This window comes from Marinospirillum insulare DSM 21763, assembly GCF_000686905.1.
Taxonomy (GTDB): domain Bacteria; phylum Pseudomonadota; class Gammaproteobacteria; order Pseudomonadales; family Halomonadaceae; genus Marinospirillum; species Marinospirillum insulare.
Map to the genome: position 1 here is coordinate 115334 of NZ_JMLW01000004.1, position 16386 is coordinate 131719.

Sequence of the window (16386 nt, forward strand, 5' to 3'; positions counted from 1 at the left end):
GATATCATTACTTATTGCGACCAAGTTTCATTTGCGTTAAATTAAAAACAATTGACCGCCCTTCTCATTTGCTGGTTTTTCTGGAGTTTTTTTATGTCCTTTCCTTGCAACAAAATTGCCTTAGGTTGTTTAGCGGCTTTAAGCCTTCCTCTACAAGCACAAACCGTGCAACTTGATGACCAAGTTATTACTGCGCGTGGTTATGAAAGCGACAGTTTTGATACGCCTCAAGCCATTAGTATTATTAAACCCCAAGCCACCGACCAAGGGCCAGTGGGTGATTTATTAGTTGGGCAGCCAGGTTTGGCGGTACAAAGTGACGGTGCTTGGGGTAAAAACCCAGTAGTACGTGGCATGAAAAAAGAAAGCATTGTTGTTATGGTCGATGGCATTCGAGTTAATTCGGCTCAACCACAGGGTGCGCTGGCTTCATTTTTAGGCTTGGGTTTGTTGGATAGAGCTGAAATTATCAAAGGGCCAAATTCAGTACTTTATGGCAGCGGTGCTATGGGCGGTGTAGTCAATATGCTAACGCCTGCACCTAAATTCACCCAAGAAAGCCAGTTAGGTGGGCGTTTTGGTGCTTCAGCCAGCAGTGTTGACAAAGGTTACAGTGGCGCTCTTATATTAGAAGGCAGCAACAGCCAACAAGGTTTTGTGGTGGGTTTAGCTGGCAGTGATGTGGGCGATTATAAAAGCCCTAACGGTCGTGAAGACAATACGGGCTATCAAGCCACCAGCGCCTTAGTAAAATACCAGCATAAGCTTGCTGAAGATTGGGTTGTAAGGGCTAATTTACAACGCCATGACGATGAGGATGTTTGGTACCCAGGTTCTGCCCGCACGGGTGGACAACCGGGTGGTGCGGGTATTCCACTGCCACTTGGCAAAGTTACTATTCATTCACCTAAGCAACACCGTGAACTTTATAGCCTAGGTTTAGATGCACCTTTAGCAGGTGGTAACTTATCAACGGATATTTATCACCAAGAAGTGTTTCGCCAAATTCGGGCTAACTCACAAAAGCTTAATCGAGATTATGTTAGAAATGATGTTACTTTTAAAACCACTGGTTTACGCAGCCAGTGGAATGGTCATTTAATGGACAGCCATTGGTTAAGCGTGGGGGTTGAAGGTTGGAAAATGACCGGCAATCCTGCACGTTATATGGATAACAACCCACCGGCCTTTAATAGCAATACACGCAACGACCCTTTTAGAGACGGTGAAGTCACTTCGATGGGTCTTTTCTTGCAAGATGAATTTGCTATTGGTGAAACATTATTCACGGCTGGTTTACGTTTCGACCAAGTTATGGGCGATGCTAAGGTAAAAGGTGCTGGGCCTGCTGCCCAAACAACAGGGTTAAAAAGCACAGATAACAATGTGTCTTGGTCGTTAGGTGCAGTGCAGCCTTTAACCACTAGCTTAAATGTTTATGCCAATGTTGGGCAGGCTTACCGTGCAGCAGACTTGCGTGAACGCTTTGAAGATTCAGCGCGTGGCGATGGTTATTACCATACGGGCAACCCACAGTTAGACCCAGAGCGTTCTTCCAGTGTTGAACTAGGTTTGAAAGCACGTGATGGTTTAATGGCTTATCAACTAGCTACTTTTTTTACCCAAGTGGATGACTACATTGCAGGGCGAGTTACTGGGCAAAATCACCCCCAAAATAACCTACCCATTAAGAAAACTGAGAACCTAGATAAAGTTGAAATTTACGGTTTTGAAGGCAACCTTGAAATGCCGGTTAGCGTTTTATTAGTTGATGCTGGTTTTACTTGGATGCGTGGCACAAACAAACAAGACGATGAGCCCTTGTATCAAATGCCTGCCAATGAATTGCGCCTAGGGGTTGGCCAGCCAGCAGAAACAGGCTTTAGTTGGCACACAGGTGTGCGTGCGGTTGCCAAGCAAGACCGAATTGCTACACAATTTACGAATGGCAGTGAAAATGAAACGTCTGGTTTTGTTACGCTGGATGCACGTTTAGGTTATAGCTTTGGCTCTATGGCTGGCTTAAAAACTAGCCAAGTTAATTTACAACTAAACAACCTAATGGACAAAAAGTACCACGAGCATTTAACCGATGGTATTAGCGGCCAAGAGTTAAAAGCACCGGGTCGTGGTGCGGTTCTAGCCTTTAGCGGGAGTTTTTAATGCATACTAAGCGCAGGTTGTTTTTAACAACGCACTTTTTAACCGCCTACCTTTTATTAGCCAGCCTTGTGCTGGCAAGCTTTAGCACTACAGTTATGGCACAAAATAAGCTGCCTAAATTAGTGCTGGCAGGGCCTTTTTCTTCGGTTGCTAATCCACTCGTTCACATGGTTGAATCGGGCGCTTTAGATGATTTAGCTGAAGAGGTTGAGTTTGTAAGTTGGCGTGACCCAGACCACCTTCGCATGTTGGCACTAAATGGTGAAACTGACGTACTAGCTATGCCAGTGAATGTGGCTGCAAATCTGTATAACCGTGGCGCACCAGTAAAATTATTAAACGTTTCTACTTGGGGTTTATTATGGATGGTGTCACGCGATAATAACCTAACCAGTATTGAAGATTTTCGTGGCAAAGAAGTAGCTATGCCTTTTCGGGGTGATATGCCTGATATTATTTTTGGCGTGTTGGCTGAACGGGCAGGCATAGACGTTAAAAAAGATATTAAACTACGCTATGTTGCTTCACCTTTAGATGCTATGCAGCTGTTATTAATGAGGCGGGTTGACCATGCTTTATTAGCTGAGCCAGCTGTTTCTATGGCACTGCGTAAAAGTGGTTCTTTTCCAATTGGTATTATTGCCCCTGAATTACATCGTAGCTTAGATTTACAAAAAGCTTGGGGGCTTAGCTTTGAAAGGCAAGGCCGTATAGCCCAAGCAGGTATCACCTTGGTCGGTAAGCAACGCAACAACCCTGAATTGGCTGCACGTATTGCTGAAGAGTATAAAAAATCATTAGCTTGGTGTTCTGAAAACTCCAATGCTTGCGGTAAAATGATTGCCAAACGTGTGCCTATGTTAAATGCTGAAGCGGTCGCCGATGCCATGGCAGTGAGTCAAATGGAAGCCATTTCAGCCGAAGATGCCCGTTTTGAAGTAGAGTTTTTACTCAACCAACTTTTTGCCAAAAACCCTGCATCCATTGGTGGTAAACTACCTAACGATGATTTTTATTGGCAACAACCCAAGTAAACACTAGGTTTTTTAATGCACTTACTGCGTAGCACTTTGCGTGAACTGCCAAGTTACTTATGGAGTGGCTGGGGTGCTATTTGCAGCCTTTTATTACTTATGGCTGCTTGGCAGTTGGTTAGCGAGCTGTATGGTTCATTAGTTCTAGCCCAACCTTTAGAAGCTTTTGCTAGCTTTAAACACCTTTGGAATAATCAAACCCTGCCTGAAGCCCTAATCATTACTGGGCGACGGGCTTTGTCAGGTTTATTGCTGGCTTTAGGCTTGGGTACAGGTTTAGGTTTATTAGCAGGGGTTTCAGTAACCGCTGCCATGATGTCTAGGCCTTTGGTTACCGTGCTGTTAGGTATGCCGCCCATTGCATGGTTGGTACTGGCCATGCTGTGGTTTGGGGCAAGTGATGGCACGCCCATTTTTACAGTCTTTGTTGCTACCTTCCCTATGGTGTTTATTGGTGCTTTGCAAGGTGCCAGAACGGTTGATAATCAGCTGAATGAGATGGCACAAACCTTACAACTTCCTAAACGCATGATGTTGTTTGACGTGTATTTACCCCATGTATTTTCTTATCTTTTTCCTGCTTGGGTGGCTGCTTTAGGTATGTCGTGGAAAATTGTTGTTATGGCCGAATTGCTGGCTAACCAAGATGGTGTGGGTGCATCTTTGGCAGTAGCACGTTCACATTTAGACAGTGCTGCCAGTATGGCGTGGATTGTTGCTATCGTGCTTTTATTATTGGGCATAGAATATTTATTCCTTGAACCCATTAAACGGCAGGTTGAACGCTGGCGAGTAACCGAAGCATGAGCAGTTCACTTAATAGAAAGCCAGTAAGCCAAAAAGGTTATTTGCTGGTAGAAAATGTAGAACATGATTTTGTACGCACCCAAGTTCTGCAAAACATTGGCTTTACTGTTCAAGCAGGTGAGGTTTATGCCCTCGTTGGGCCTTCTGGTTGCGGCAAAACGACCCTACTACACTTATGTAATGGTTTGCTAGATTTGCAAGATGGCATCATTGAAAACACTTTCCAAAAAACTGCTAGCATGTTTCAACAACCACGTTTACTGCCTTGGAAAACCTGCCTAGATAACATGACCTTAGGGCTTAAAGCCAAGGGTTGGAATAAAAAAGACCGTAATCTTAAAGGCTTAAAATTGGCCAAGCTAGTTGGTTTACAACCTAGTGACTTAGAAAAATTTCCTCACCAACTTTCAGGTGGTATGCAAAGCCGCGTAGCACTGGCAAGAGTACTTTTATTAGAGCCAGATTTACTATTGCTGGATGAACCCTTTTCAGCCTTAGATATAGGTTTAAAAACGGAGCTATATCAACTACTGCTTGAACAACAAACCCAGCAGGATTTAGCAGTCTTAATGATTACCCATGATTTAATGGAAGCCGTGCGCTTGAGTGACAACATTTTGCTGATGAAGAGTAAACCTGGGCGCATTGCAGCAAGCTTTAAGTTAACTAGACCCCCAAGCCTGCGTGACGATGCTTGGGTGTATCAAACCACGGCTGAATTATTACAGCAGCCAATAGTGCGTGAAAGTTTTGAACTACCCCCGCCAACCAGCCCCAGCCCAGTAGATTTAGCCACCCGCGAATGGAGCTATACGTGCTAAACCACCCCGTTTGCTTATGCGCTTTTAGGCCATTTTTTTTATTAAGTTTAGTCAGTGGCTTGATTAGCCTCTTTTTATGGCTAGGTTTTTTGCAAGGTTGGTGGGTACTGCCAGCAACGACTAGCGGTATTATTGTTTGGCATGCTCATGAGTTACTGTTTGGTTTTGTTATGGCATCTTTGGCAGGTTTTATTTTAACCGCCATGCCAGAGTTTACTCGCACACCTGATGTAAGGCGGCAAATATTTCTTGGCCTAGCTGTCCTTTGGGTTTTAGGTCGCATAACTTTTTGGGCAAGTGGCTGGCTAGGTATTGTGCCAACTGCTATCACCAATGTAGGTTTTAGCCTAGGTTTATGGCTGTATTTACAACCACGTTTATTAGTTAACCCTTTGCGTCGTCAGTGGCTTTTTTCGATGGGTTTAGCTGGCATGGCAGGCATTAGCATTGGTTTTTATAGCGACCTATTAAGAGACCTTTACCCTATGCGTTGGTTACATGCAGGTATTGGCATGATGATGGCATTAATTGTTATTACTGCCAGCCGCATTGCCATGCGTATAGTGAATGAGTCGATTGAAGCTTTACCAATTAATAAAGATGAAAATGACCAAGACCTACCCGATGAATACCGCAGCACCCCACCACGCCGTAACCTAGCCGTTTTTTGTATTCTACTTTACACCGCAACGCATTTTATTTGGCCACAAGCCAGTGTGAATGGCTGGTTAGCTTTGGCTGCTGCTGCCAGTGTATTTAATGTTTTAAATGACTGGCACGTTGGCAGAGCCTTGTTTAGCCGTTGGCCTTTGCAGTTTTATGCCGTTTATTGGTTTATGGCTGTAGGTTATATTGTATTAGGCTTACAGCACCTAGGTATGCCTATTCCTGCCAGCAGCGGTTGGCATTTATTATCTATAGGCGGTATGAGCTTATCGGTTTTTTCTGTTTTATGCATTTCAGGAAGAACCCACAGCGGACACCAACTAGACGAGCGCAACTGGGTAAACTTGGTTACTTGTTTAATTATTATTGCTGCTATTAGTCGCGCTTTGGCAGGTTGGCTAGACTTACCCCTTAACCTGCTTTACCTAATTAGCGGCAGCACTTGGCTAGCAGCTTTTTCTATTACGCTTTATTATTTAGCCCCCGTGTTTTTAAAACCCAGACCAGACGGTGGCAAAGGGTGCGAAGAACCTTTGTAGCCTTTACTATCTAGAACCCCTTAACTTTGTGAGGTCTTATGACACCACCCCTAGTTTGGATTATTTTAGGTCTATTTCTGATTCTTACCGAATTAGTTGCTACCAGCATTATTGCGGTGTTTTTAGGTATCGGTGCTTTAGTGACAGGTAGTTTGCTTTACCTAGAAGTTATTACTACCCCGGCTGTACAGTTACTAACTTTTAGTGCCGTTAGCCTGCTGAGTTTATTAGTGGCTCGCCGTCGCCTTAAAACATTTTTTGTTGGCAGTACCATTGAAAAAAACCAACACTCAGACTTTTTACAACAAGCCCTAGGCCAACGTGTAAAAGTTGTTACCAGCTTTGAGCAGGGAGCAGGTCGGGTTGAACTAAATGGCGTACAATGGTCAGCTTATAGTGAAGAAGCACTACAAAAAGGTGATACAGCCTGGGTTATTTATAACGAAGGCATAGAGCTGCATGTTGCTAGCCAACCCAATACCCTTTAGTTCAATAAGGTTTAACAAGGAGTTTTTATGAGTTTCGATTTTGGTACTATTTTAGCCTTGGGTGTTGCACTTTTTGTCATTATCACCCTTTTTAAAACAGCACGCATTGTTCCACAACGTAGTAATTTTGTAGTCGAAAGACTAGGTAAATACAGTCGCACTTTAGATTCAGGTTTTCACATTTTAGTCCCTTTCCTTGACAAGGTAGCCTACCAACACACGCTAAAAGAAGAAGTGATTGATGTAGAGCGTCAGGCTTGTGTTACTAAAGACAATATTCAAGTCGGCATTAATGGTGTGATGTACATTCAAGTGATTGATGCACATAAGGCTAGTTACGGTATTAACAACTACCGTTATGCTGCCTCCCAGCTAGCACAAACCACCATGCGCTCAGTTATAGGTCAAACCGATTTAGATAAAACCTTTGAAGAACGCAGCAAAATTAACGAAGAAGTGGTTAGAGCGCTCGATGAAGCCGCTGCGCCTTGGGGTATTAAAGTTTTACGTTATGAAATTTCTGATATTGAACTACCTGGCAGCATTAAAGATGCCCTAGAACAGCAAATGCGCGCAGAGCGTGAAAGACGTGCAGCGATTGCTAAGTCTGAAGGTGAGCGTCAATCCATGATTAACGTTTCTGAGGGTCACAAGCAAGAAGTGATCAATATGTCTCAAGCGGAAAAACAGAAACAAATAAACGAAGCTGAAGGTCGAGCTAAAGAAATTGAGCTAATTGCCAGTGCAACAGCAGAAGGCCTACAAAAAATTGCTCTAGCCATTAAAGAAGAAGGCGGGCATGAAGCAATGAACCTGCGTATAGCCGAGCAGTATGTAAAAGAGTTTGGTAATCTTGCTAAAACTAACAACACCATGATTATCCCAGCTGAACTTTCCAGCGTAGGCGGTGCAGTGGCTGGCTTAACCGAAATGCTAAAAACTAAGAATATTAAGTAAACCATGACCCAATATGATGCGCGTGCCATAGAGGTATTAACCGGCCTAGACCCAGTTCGTAAACGTCCAGGCATGTACACAGATACCACTCGCCCTAACCACCTTGCCCAAGAAGTAATCGACAATAGTGTTGATGAAGCTTTAGCAGGCCATGCAGACCTAATAACAGTAACACTCCATGCTGATAACTCACTTAGCGTAATGGATAACGGTCGTGGAATGCCTATCGATATTCACCCTGAACACGGTGTTTCAGGTGTGGAGCTTATTCTTACTCAGCTTCACGCTGGGGGTAAATTCTCTAATAGTAACTATGAGTTCTCGGGTGGTTTACACGGGGTGGGTGTTTCAGTTGTTAACGCCCTATCAGAAAACCTAGAAGTCACCATTAAGCGTGATGCAAAAATAAGCCGCATTACCTTTGCTAAGGGTGAAAAAACCAGTGAGCTTGAAGTCATAGGCAAGTGCGCTAAAAAAGAAACAGGAACAGAAGTAAAGTTTACTGCTGAAGCCAAATACTTTGATAGCTCACGTTATGCTGTAAACCCCTTAAAGCACCTACTCAGAGCTAAAGCAGTTCTTTGCCCAGGTTTAAGGGTTGTGTTTATTAACGAGCAAGAAAAAGACCCAGAAACAGGCACTAGCCAAACTATAGAATGGTGCTATAGCGAGGGTTTGAGCGACTATTTACAACAGGCTTGCCAAGGTTATGAAACACTGCCGAGTACAGCCTTTCAGGGTAGTTTTAAAGCTAAGCAAGAAGCGGTTGATTGGGCAGTTGTTTGGTTTCCTGAGGGCGGCGAGCTAACCCAAGAAAGCTACGTTAACTTAATACCTACCGCACAAGGTGGTACCCACGTTAATGGTTTGCGCAGTGGTTTATTAGATGCCCTGCGCGATTTTTGTGAATACCGCAACTTGTTACCTAGAGGCGTAAAGCTAGCACCCGAAGATTTATGGCATGACTGTAGCTATGTTTTGTCGTTAAAAATGCAAGATGCTCAGTTTTCTGGTCAAACCAAAGAGCGTTTATCTTCACGCCAAAGTGCCACTTTTATTAGTGGTGTAGTTAAAGATGCCTTCTCACTCTGGCTAAACCAACACACGCTAGATGCAGAACGGTTAGCTGAACTGGTGTTAAGCCGCACTAACCAACGCTTGAGAGCGGCTAAAAAAGTAGTGCGTAAAAAAGTTACCCAAGGCCCTGCGCTTCCGGGTAAGTTAGCTGACTGTACCGGGCCAGACACAGCACGCAGTGAGTTATTTTTAGTCGAAGGGGATTCAGCAGGTGGCTCTGCTAAGCAGGCTAGGGATAGAACTTTTCAAGCCATTTTACCTTTACGCGGCAAAATTCTTAATACGTGGGAAGTTGAGTCATCAGAAATTCTTGGCTCACAAGAAGTTCACGACATTGCTGTTGCAGTAGGTATAGACCCAGGCTCAGAAGATTTAAGTGGTTTACGCTATGGTAAAATTTGTATTCTTGCCGATGCTGACTCAGATGGTTTGCACATAGCTACGCTCATCTGTGCTTTATTCTTGCGCCACTTCCCTGCATTGGTAGATAAAGGTCATGTTTTTGTAGCCATGCCACCCCTCTACCGTATTGATTGCGGTAAAGAAGTTTTTTATGCGTTAGATGAAAGTGAAAAAGATGCTGTCTTGGATCGTTTAAGTGGTCGCAAAGCTAAAATAAACGTGCAACGCTTTAAAGGCTTGGGTGAAATGAACCCTTCGCAACTACGCGAAACAACTATGGCACCAGAAACACGCCGCTTAGTGCAACTAGTACGTGAAGATGATGACCAAGCCATGGAACTGCTCGATATGCTTTTAGCTAAAAAGCGTTCGCCTGATCGTAAAAACTGGTTGGAATCTAAAGGCAATTTAGCTGAGGTGTAAGCCTCAGCTGTTTACTTCATTAACTTTGCTGCTCTTCTTCTAGTTCGTCAAGCAAGCCATCCATTGCATCATCGCCTACCTCTGCTTCGGGTGGCTCTTCTTCAGTTAGTTCTTCTTCTGAGACCAGCTCTTCTTCTGAGACCAGCTCTTCAGGCGAATCAGCTAATTCTTGCGATTCTGCTTCCTCAAAAGCACCCTCAACTTCTTCTAAGCCTTCAGCTTCTGGAGCTAAGCTTTCATCTTCTAGTGGTAAATTTTCATCTAGGAGTGCAGCTTCTTCTAAATGCTCTTCAGGCTCTTCAGGCTCTTCACTCTCTAGCTGGGTTTTAGCTTTTTTCTTAGCTAGGGCTGCTAACTTCTGTTTCTTTTGCTTTTCTAAATTGAGCTGTCTTTCACGCTGTTTTTGTATGAGTTCTAGGGTTTCTTTACCTGGTTTAATGTCTCTGCCTTTAATGATTTTTACAGGCAAAGTGCTTTGAGCACGAATAATTCCTGGGCGGCCAGTAGTTGCAGGTACGCTCACTTGGTTAGATGTTTGCTCATCAGCATCTGGGTAGCTACTTCGATCAATTTCATTACCCATTAAAAAGTTTGCGACAGCGTACATATCTGACTGAGATATTTTAAAAGTATCTAAACCACCGTACATTTGAAATTCACGCTTTTTATAAGCCACAAAAGTACGGTTAATGCTTTGTGTTAAGGCTTCTACAAAAATAATGTTTGACTGGTTTATACCTGTGCCAATAATGCTACTTTTTAGTGCCTGAATAAATAGCACATCAATGGGCATATTTTCAAAGGTACGCTGACTACCCTTGCTACGAGTTAAGAGCACATCTAGGTTTTCGGTTAATCTTTCGCGCAGCTTTTTACTAACGTGCTTGTAAAGGTCAACCGGGTTTTGCATCGCAATTTCACGACCTTTAACATTACGACTCCAGTCGCCTCGGTAATTAACCTCAATTTTACCGTAAATAGCACGACTACTAACCAAAGTAATTCCGTAACTATGTATAACAACCTGATCAACATTAATGGTGCGATCTTCATCGAAGGGCATGCGTATATCATTTAGCAGCAACACATCTTCGTTATTTTTAAACGCATTACGCAGGCGCGTTGCAGCTTCTGCACAAGTTTCTTCAGAGCGAGAATCAGCATCTGGGCGGTGTACATAGTCTTTTAAAATCATTACAAGTCTCCCTGACTGCAGGTTTAGCAACCAAAATTAAACTGATTATAACCAGTGACCTAGCTAACCGATAGCCACTGCAACACAAGGAAACAATCTTTACCTAGGTTAGCGACTTAAATCTGTATATTTAATCAGCTTATTATTTTGCACTCTACCCGCTTCAGGTTACACTAGCGCTCCAATTTGGATAGAAGGACGATTACTTAATGACTAGCTATAGCGAGTTTGTCGATGACAAATTTGAGCGACAGAGTCTGAGTCAATACACGGAAAAAGCTTACTTAGACTATTCCATGTATGTCATTCTCGACCGCGCTTTACCTCATATTGGCGATGGTTTAAAACCAGTACAAAGACGTATTGTCTACGCCATGAGTGAGCTTGGTTTATCGGCTAGCGCTAAGTATAAAAAGTCTGCCCGTACTGTAGGTGATGTGTTAGGTAAATTCCATCCACACGGTGACTCGGCTTGCTATGAAGCCATGGTGCTTATGGCACAAGACTTTAGCTATCGTTATCCACTGGTCGACGGCCAAGGCAACTGGGGTAGCCCAGATGACCCAAAATCTTTTGCCGCCATGCGCTATACCGAGTCACGTTTAGCGCGTTTTTCTGAAGTTTTACTTAAAGAACTAGGCCAAGGCACAGTTAATTGGATACCTAACTTTGATGGCACTATGGATGAGCCAGAAGTTTTACCTGCACGCCTGCCGCATATTTTATTAAATGGTGGCAGCGGGATTGCTGTCGGTATGGCAACCGATATGCCACCTCATAATGTACAAGAGGTTGTACAAGCCACCTTACACCTTCTAAAGAAACCAACAGCCAGTATTAGTGAGCTAATGCAGTTTATTCCAGCACCCGATTTTCCTACGGGTGCGGATATTATTACTTCAACTCAAGACCTACATAAAATTTATTCTACTGGGCGAGGCTCAGTTAAAAGCCGTGCCACTTGGCACTTAGAAGAAGGTGAAATTGTTATTGAAGCTTTGCCTCATCAGGTTTCACCTAGCAAAGTATTAGAACAAATTGCCGCACAAATGCAGGCTAAAAAACTACCTTTGGTTGCTGATTTGCGTGATGAGTCCGACCATGAAAATGCTGTTCGTTTAGTTATAGTGCCACGTTCTAACCGTGTGGATATAGAGCCGCTTATGGCGCACTTATTTGCCACCACAGACCTTGAAAAAAATCATCGCGTCAATTTTAACATCATAGGTTTAGATGGGCGTCCTCAGGTTAAGCCGTTAAATACCCTATTGAATGAATGGCTACTATTCCGTCGTACAACGGTTATCAATCGTCTGCAAAGCCGTCTTAACAAGGTAGAAGATCGCTTACATCTTTTAGCTGGTTTGTTAATTGCTTACCTTAACCTAGATGAAGTTATTCGTATTATTCGGGAAGAAGACGAACCTAAAAAAGCACTTATTAAAAGCTTTGGTTTAAGCGATCGTCAGGCAGATGCCATTCTAGACTTAAAGCTTCGCCATTTAGCACGTTTAGAAGAACAAAAGATTAAAGGCGAAGAAAATGAGCTAGAAGATGAGCGCAAAAAAATCACTGAGCTTTTAGCTAGCGATAAAAAACTCAGCAACTTAATTGCCAAAGAATTAAAAGAAGATGCAAAAACTTTTGGTGACGAGCGTCGCTGTCAATTGGTTGAGCGCAAAGAAGCAAAAGCCTTTTCAGAATTAGATCTAGTCGGTGCTGAACCTATCACCCTGGTACTTTCTTACAGAGGGTGGATACGTTCTGCTAGAGGGCATGAAGTAGACCCAGCAGGTCTAAACTACAAAAGTGGTGACAAGTTCTATTTAGCAGTGCGCGGTAAGTCTAACCAACAACTGGTAGTTATGGATGATACTGGGCGCAGTTATGGGCTGACAGCACACGACCTACCTTCAGCACGCGGCCAAGGTGAACCTTTAAGTAGCCGCATCAACCCACCTGCAGGCTCAGAATTTAGAGGCATGCTGATTGGCGAAGAAAGCCAACAGGTCTTAGTTGCTTCCGATGCTGGCTATGGTTTTATAACAACCTTGGGCGATATGGCCAGTAAAAATAAAGCAGGCAAGGGCTTATTAAATGTTCCAAGTGGAACCGAAGTTTTACAACCTCAACTTCTGCCTGAGCAGCCTTTAGAAGAACTTAAAATTGCAGCTGTATCTAACGAAGGGCGCTTACTAGTATTCCCGTTAAACGACCTACCCCAACTAAGTAAGGGCAAAGGTAACAAAATTATTGATATACCTGCTCGCCGCTCTGCTGGGCGAGAAGAATACGTTAAAGCTTTAGTGGTCTTAACCGCTGAAGATCATTTAAAAATCACTTCAGGCAAACGTAACCTTACATTTAAACCAGCGGACTTAGAACATTACCTAGGGGAAAGAGGTCGCCGCGGTAATAAGCTACCTCGCGGCTTCCAAAAAGTAGATCAAATGGAAAATGATTCGCTTTAAACCCTTAAATCAACATTGTTCCCCAAACTGCCATCGGGTTGCGGGGCGGGGACAGCAGCAATTAGAGACATAATGGCATCACCCTGCGCTTCTTGAGTATCTTTAAGCAGGCCAACTTGAGCTTCAAGCTGGGTCTGCGTTTCACGCTGCTGCAAGGTAGCACTAACTAAACGTTCTGGGCTTACACCTGAAATATCCATACTAACTCCTTAATACCTAGTCATTTAAACCAGCTTAGCAAGCTTAAAGCAGTTTTTATAGCGTTTTTAGATAAGAAGTCTTTTTTTGTTATAATTTTATTTTTTTGAGGTTCGCGAGTGACTGCTACTACCAACAATGAAGCCCAACAATTTTTAGGTGTATTCCGTTACACCCGCCGTGCAATTGAACTGGTTTGGCAAACTTCACGCCGCTTAACTTTGGGATTAGTGCTACTCACCCTAGTAGTAGGGAGTCTACCCGCAGTGGCCGCTTACTTAGGTAAGCTTATTGTTGATGCGGTACTTATGGCCATGCAGGTTTATCAAACCACTGGCCTAGTAGAATACCAGCCCCTGCTTAACTACGTGCTTTTAGAAGCTTTAATTTTAACCTGCCTGAGTGCTGCACAAAGAGCCACTACAGCTCATCAAGCCTTATTAAGAGGTTTGTTAGGGCAAAAAGTGAATGTCATGATTTTAGAAAAAGCCCAAACCTTGGCTTTAGCTCAATTTGAAGACTCAGAGTTTTATGACAAGCTCACCCGTGCCAGACGCGAAGCTTCCACCCGCCCCCTAGCTTTAGTAAATAAAACCTTTAGCCTGCTACAAAATGGCATTGCCTTAGCCAGTTTTTCTTTCTTACTAATTCAATTTTCACCCTGGGTTATGCTGCTACTATTTGTGGGCGCTCTACCCGTTTTTATTGCTGAAACTAAATTTTCTGGCGATGCGTTTCAAATCTTTCGTTTTCGCTCCCAAGAAACCCGCACCCAAATTTATTTAGAAACCCTTCTCGCGCGAGAAGACACCATAAAAGAAGTCAAGCTTTTCCAATTAGGTGACCTGCTGTTAGGGCGTTATAAAAGCATTTTTGACAAGCTTTTTGTAGAAAACCGCCACCTAATACTTAGGCGTGAAACTTGGGGCTTTATTTTAGGGTTACTGGGCACCCTCACCTTTTATGCTGCCTATGCTTGGGTTATTTTTGAAACAGTCATCGGCAAAATAACCCTAGGTGATATGACCATGTACCTGCTGGTGTTCAAACAAGGGCAAACCGCTGTTAGCGCCAGTTTAACGTCTGTAAGCGGCATGTATGAAGACAACCTTTATTTGTCTAATTTATATGAATACCTAGAACAACCCACCCCCACAGAATCTGGGCAAGGCAATACAGGAAGCCAGCCAGGCGATGGCTTACGCTTTGAGCAGGTTAGTTTCACCTACCCAGGTGCCAACAAACCCGCCTTAGAAAACATTAATTTGCATATAAAACCTGGCCAAAGCCTTGCGCTAGTGGGTGAAAATGGTTCAGGTAAAACTACACTCATTAAATTATTAACCCGCTTATATGACCCAAGCACAGGTCGAATTTTATTAGATGGCAGTAATTTAAAAGATTGGAATCCGCAAGCTTTACGCCAAAGGGTTGGGGTTATTTTTCAAGACTTTGTGCGCTACCAATTTTTAGTGGGTGAAAATATTGGCATAGGCGATATCAGTGCTTTTGAAGATGAAGAACGCTGGCATAAAGCCGCCAAAGCAGGCATGGCAGATGATTTTATTCAGCGTATGCCAGAAAAGTACCACACCCAGCTAGGGCGCTGGTTTAAAGGTGGGCAAGAACTCTCAGGTGGGCAGTGGCAAAAAATAGCTTTGTCGCGTGCTTTTATGCGTGAAAAAGCCGATATTCTAGTTTTAGATGAACCCACCTCAGCGATGGATGCCGAAGCCGAAGCCCAAATGTTTGATTACTTTAGAAGCCACACACTGAACAAAATGGCTATTTTAATCTCTCACCGCTTTTCAACCGTACGTATGGCAGACCAAATTGTGCTAATTAACCAAGGGCAAATTTTAGAAGAAGGTAACCACCAAGAGCTAATGCAATTAAACCAACGCTACGCCCAGCTATTTAACTTACAAGCCAGTGGTTACCGTTAGGGGTTGATTATGTATAACTGAATTGGCGATACTCATCCACCCCTACCCAATATTGTGCCCTAGTTTCTAACCCCAACTTTAAAAGCTTCATTTGGGAGTCGGCTGTGGTGTACTCAATCAACTGGCCGTCAAATTGTTGTACTCCAAAAAGGGTCATACTGCCAGTCTTCTGGAAATCCCATCCTAGCCTGATCAATTTCAGCGTAGGTGTTTAGCAGCGCTATTAAATCGTTTTTCCAATCATCATGTGGGCTAATCTGCAGCATAAAGTACTGTAATAGGCTTACTATAACTGCTACACGCGTATTATCACGCGTGCTCTGCTGATAATCAGGCCAAGCGATTGAGCTGTGTTTAGGTAGCTCAGGCTTGATACCCAACTCTCTATTCCATAAACGGCTGTGATGCGCACAAATATTACGAATTGTGGTTAATGTTTTGAGCCAAGATTCTAGTAACGGCATCGACAAACCAAACGCACGTGCAATCGCTTTTTTATCAGCATCTTTAGCCAGCCCCGCATACAGGTGTGATAGGTCACCGAGGGTTAACTCTTCCAGCATCGCCCAGCCAGGCATTAAATCAGGCTCTGAGTAAGTCAATGGGTAATGACGAGCGTAACTCTCTTTGGCACGTCGCACCTTTAAAGCTTTTTTATCCTGCGCTGATTTATCACGGGCTTTATCTATGCGTTGTGATTCTCTTTGGTAGCTTTTTAATGAGTCAGACTGTTTGCGATCAATGGTCTGTAAAAGACGGTAATACGCATAGTGTTGCTTGAACAGCTTGCGGTCTAAATACCAGTGTGGATTGTTATATTTAGGCCCTAAATAATTACTCACTACCGCACGTACCGAAACTTCAACGCGCTCAATAGCTGCCATAACTAGCAGCCTGAGCTTGCGATCAAATTCGTAGGTCTGTGTGATCTGCTTAAAGGTTGCTCCAGACCTAAAACGATGTGTTGGGTCATGATTGATTTGATAAGGGCGCATATAAGCGCTTAAACGAAAAAAACTGACCGATTGTAAAAACAGCTTAGCTTTGGCTTCGTTTTGAATACTCAAACCGCGCTGCTTAAGTACGGCGATTTGCTGCTCAACATCAATCACCGGCTTGGTGAAGTTACGCATAGTCACAGCCTCCAATGTTAAGAGGCACACAGCACTGGCGCGCAGTTTTTTTAGGGAGGCTAGAAA

Annotated in this window: 13 protein-coding genes; 10 read left to right on the forward strand and 3 right to left on the reverse strand. The window is 43.5% G+C overall.

Annotated elements, in window-relative coordinates:
- The first annotated feature begins 93 nt into the window (after nucleotides 1-93).
- From BP27_RS0102100 to parE, 8 genes are read left to right on the forward strand one after another with little or no spacing between them, the layout of a single operon-like run.
- Entirely contained in the window at nucleotides 94-2163 is a 2070-nt protein-coding gene (locus BP27_RS0102100) for a TonB-dependent receptor (protein WP_027850135.1), read from the forward strand.
- Nucleotides 2163-3197, forward strand: a complete 1035-nt coding sequence (locus tag BP27_RS0102105) for an ABC transporter substrate-binding protein (RefSeq protein WP_051610151.1) — start codon at nucleotides 2163-2165, stop codon at nucleotides 3195-3197. The genes BP27_RS0102100 and BP27_RS0102105 overlap by 1 nt, the downstream gene beginning before the upstream one ends.
- Nucleotides 3198-3212: 15 nt before the next feature.
- Complete coding sequence (locus BP27_RS0102110) at nucleotides 3213-4004, forward strand: ABC transporter permease (protein WP_027850137.1); 792 nt, start codon at nucleotides 3213-3215, stop codon at nucleotides 4002-4004.
- The gene (locus BP27_RS0102115) at nucleotides 4001-4825 is read left to right on the forward strand and encodes an ABC transporter ATP-binding protein (protein ID WP_051610153.1); all 825 of its coding nucleotides are present in this window, start codon (nucleotides 4001-4003) and stop codon (nucleotides 4823-4825) included. The genes BP27_RS0102110 and BP27_RS0102115 overlap by 4 nt, the downstream gene beginning before the upstream one ends.
- Nucleotides 4819-6030: an NnrS family protein gene (locus BP27_RS0102120; protein WP_211251268.1), complete on the forward strand. Its 1212-nt coding sequence runs from the start codon at nucleotides 4819-4821 to the stop codon at nucleotides 6028-6030. The genes BP27_RS0102115 and BP27_RS0102120 overlap by 7 nt, the downstream gene beginning before the upstream one ends.
- A 38-nt stretch (nucleotides 6031-6068) precedes the next feature.
- A complete protein-coding gene (locus BP27_RS0102125; protein ID WP_027850140.1) occupies nucleotides 6069-6518 on the forward strand; it encodes an NfeD family protein in 450 nt (149 codons plus the stop codon).
- A 27-nt stretch (nucleotides 6519-6545) separates the two neighbouring features.
- The gene (locus tag BP27_RS0102130; protein WP_027850141.1) at nucleotides 6546-7475 is read left to right on the forward strand and encodes an SPFH domain-containing protein; all 930 of its coding nucleotides are present in this window, start codon (nucleotides 6546-6548) and stop codon (nucleotides 7473-7475) included.
- A gap of 3 nt (nucleotides 7476-7478) precedes the next feature.
- Nucleotides 7479-9377: a DNA topoisomerase IV subunit B gene (gene parE / locus BP27_RS0102135; RefSeq protein WP_027850142.1), complete on the forward strand. Its 1899-nt coding sequence runs from the start codon at nucleotides 7479-7481 to the stop codon at nucleotides 9375-9377.
- Nucleotides 9378-9396: 19 nt separating this feature from the next.
- Here the strand turns inward: parE and BP27_RS0102140 are convergent, their stop codons facing one another.
- Nucleotides 9397-10572, reverse strand: coding sequence for a nuclease-related domain-containing protein (locus BP27_RS0102140; protein WP_027850143.1), 1176 nt, complete (start codon nucleotides 10570-10572; stop codon nucleotides 9397-9399).
- A 209-nt stretch (nucleotides 10573-10781) separates the two neighbouring features.
- On the opposite strand from BP27_RS0102140, the gene parC reads away from it, so the two are divergent.
- Complete coding sequence (gene parC / locus BP27_RS0102145) at nucleotides 10782-13043, forward strand: DNA topoisomerase IV subunit A (protein ID WP_027850144.1); 2262 nt, start codon at nucleotides 10782-10784, stop codon at nucleotides 13041-13043.
- Here the strand turns inward: parC and BP27_RS0102150 are convergent.
- Nucleotides 13040-13243 carry a hypothetical protein gene (locus BP27_RS0102150; protein ID WP_027850145.1) on the reverse strand — a complete coding sequence of 68 codons (204 nt, stop codon included), beginning with the start codon at nucleotides 13241-13243 and terminating at the stop codon, nucleotides 13040-13042. The genes parC and BP27_RS0102150 overlap by 4 nt on opposite strands.
- A 117-nt stretch (nucleotides 13244-13360) precedes the next feature.
- On the opposite strand from BP27_RS0102150, the gene BP27_RS0102160 reads away from it, so the two are divergent.
- Nucleotides 13361-15187, forward strand: a complete 1827-nt coding sequence (locus BP27_RS0102160; protein ID WP_027850146.1) for an ABC transporter ATP-binding protein — start codon at nucleotides 13361-13363, stop codon at nucleotides 15185-15187.
- Between the two features lie 128 nt (nucleotides 15188-15315).
- Here the strand turns inward: BP27_RS0102160 and BP27_RS0102165 are convergent, their stop codons facing one another.
- Nucleotides 15316-16320, reverse strand: coding sequence for an Abi family protein (locus BP27_RS0102165; protein WP_027850147.1), 1005 nt, complete (start codon nucleotides 16318-16320; stop codon nucleotides 15316-15318).
- Between the last annotated feature and the right edge of the window lie 66 nt (nucleotides 16321-16386).

Bases quoted from the DNA above. Each gene is read 5' to 3' on its own strand.
- parE (WP_027850142.1), top strand. From the start codon at position 7,479: ATGACCCAATATGATGCGCGTGCCATAGAGGTATTAACCGGCCTAGAC.
- BP27_RS0102140 (WP_027850143.1), bottom strand. From the start codon at position 10,572: ATGATTTTAAAAGACTATGTACACCGCCCAGATGCTGATTCTCGCTCT.
- parC (WP_027850144.1), top strand. From the start codon at position 10,782: ATGACTAGCTATAGCGAGTTTGTCGATGACAAATTTGAGCGACAGAGT.
- BP27_RS0102100 (WP_027850135.1), top strand. From the start codon at position 94: ATGTCCTTTCCTTGCAACAAAATTGCCTTAGGTTGTTTAGCGGCTTTA.
- BP27_RS0102165 (WP_027850147.1), bottom strand. From the start codon at position 16,320: ATGCGTAACTTCACCAAGCCGGTGATTGATGTTGAGCAGCAAATCGCC.
- BP27_RS0102130 (WP_027850141.1), top strand. From the start codon at position 6,546: ATGAGTTTCGATTTTGGTACTATTTTAGCCTTGGGTGTTGCACTTTTT.
- BP27_RS0102105 (WP_051610151.1), top strand. From the start codon at position 2,163: ATGCATACTAAGCGCAGGTTGTTTTTAACAACGCACTTTTTAACCGCC.
- BP27_RS0102125 (WP_027850140.1), top strand. From the start codon at position 6,069: ATGACACCACCCCTAGTTTGGATTATTTTAGGTCTATTTCTGATTCTT.
- BP27_RS0102110 (WP_027850137.1), top strand. From the start codon at position 3,213: ATGCACTTACTGCGTAGCACTTTGCGTGAACTGCCAAGTTACTTATGG.
- BP27_RS0102115 (WP_051610153.1), top strand. From the start codon at position 4,001: ATGAGCAGTTCACTTAATAGAAAGCCAGTAAGCCAAAAAGGTTATTTG.
- BP27_RS0102150 (WP_027850145.1), bottom strand. From the start codon at position 13,243: ATGGATATTTCAGGTGTAAGCCCAGAACGTTTAGTTAGTGCTACCTTG.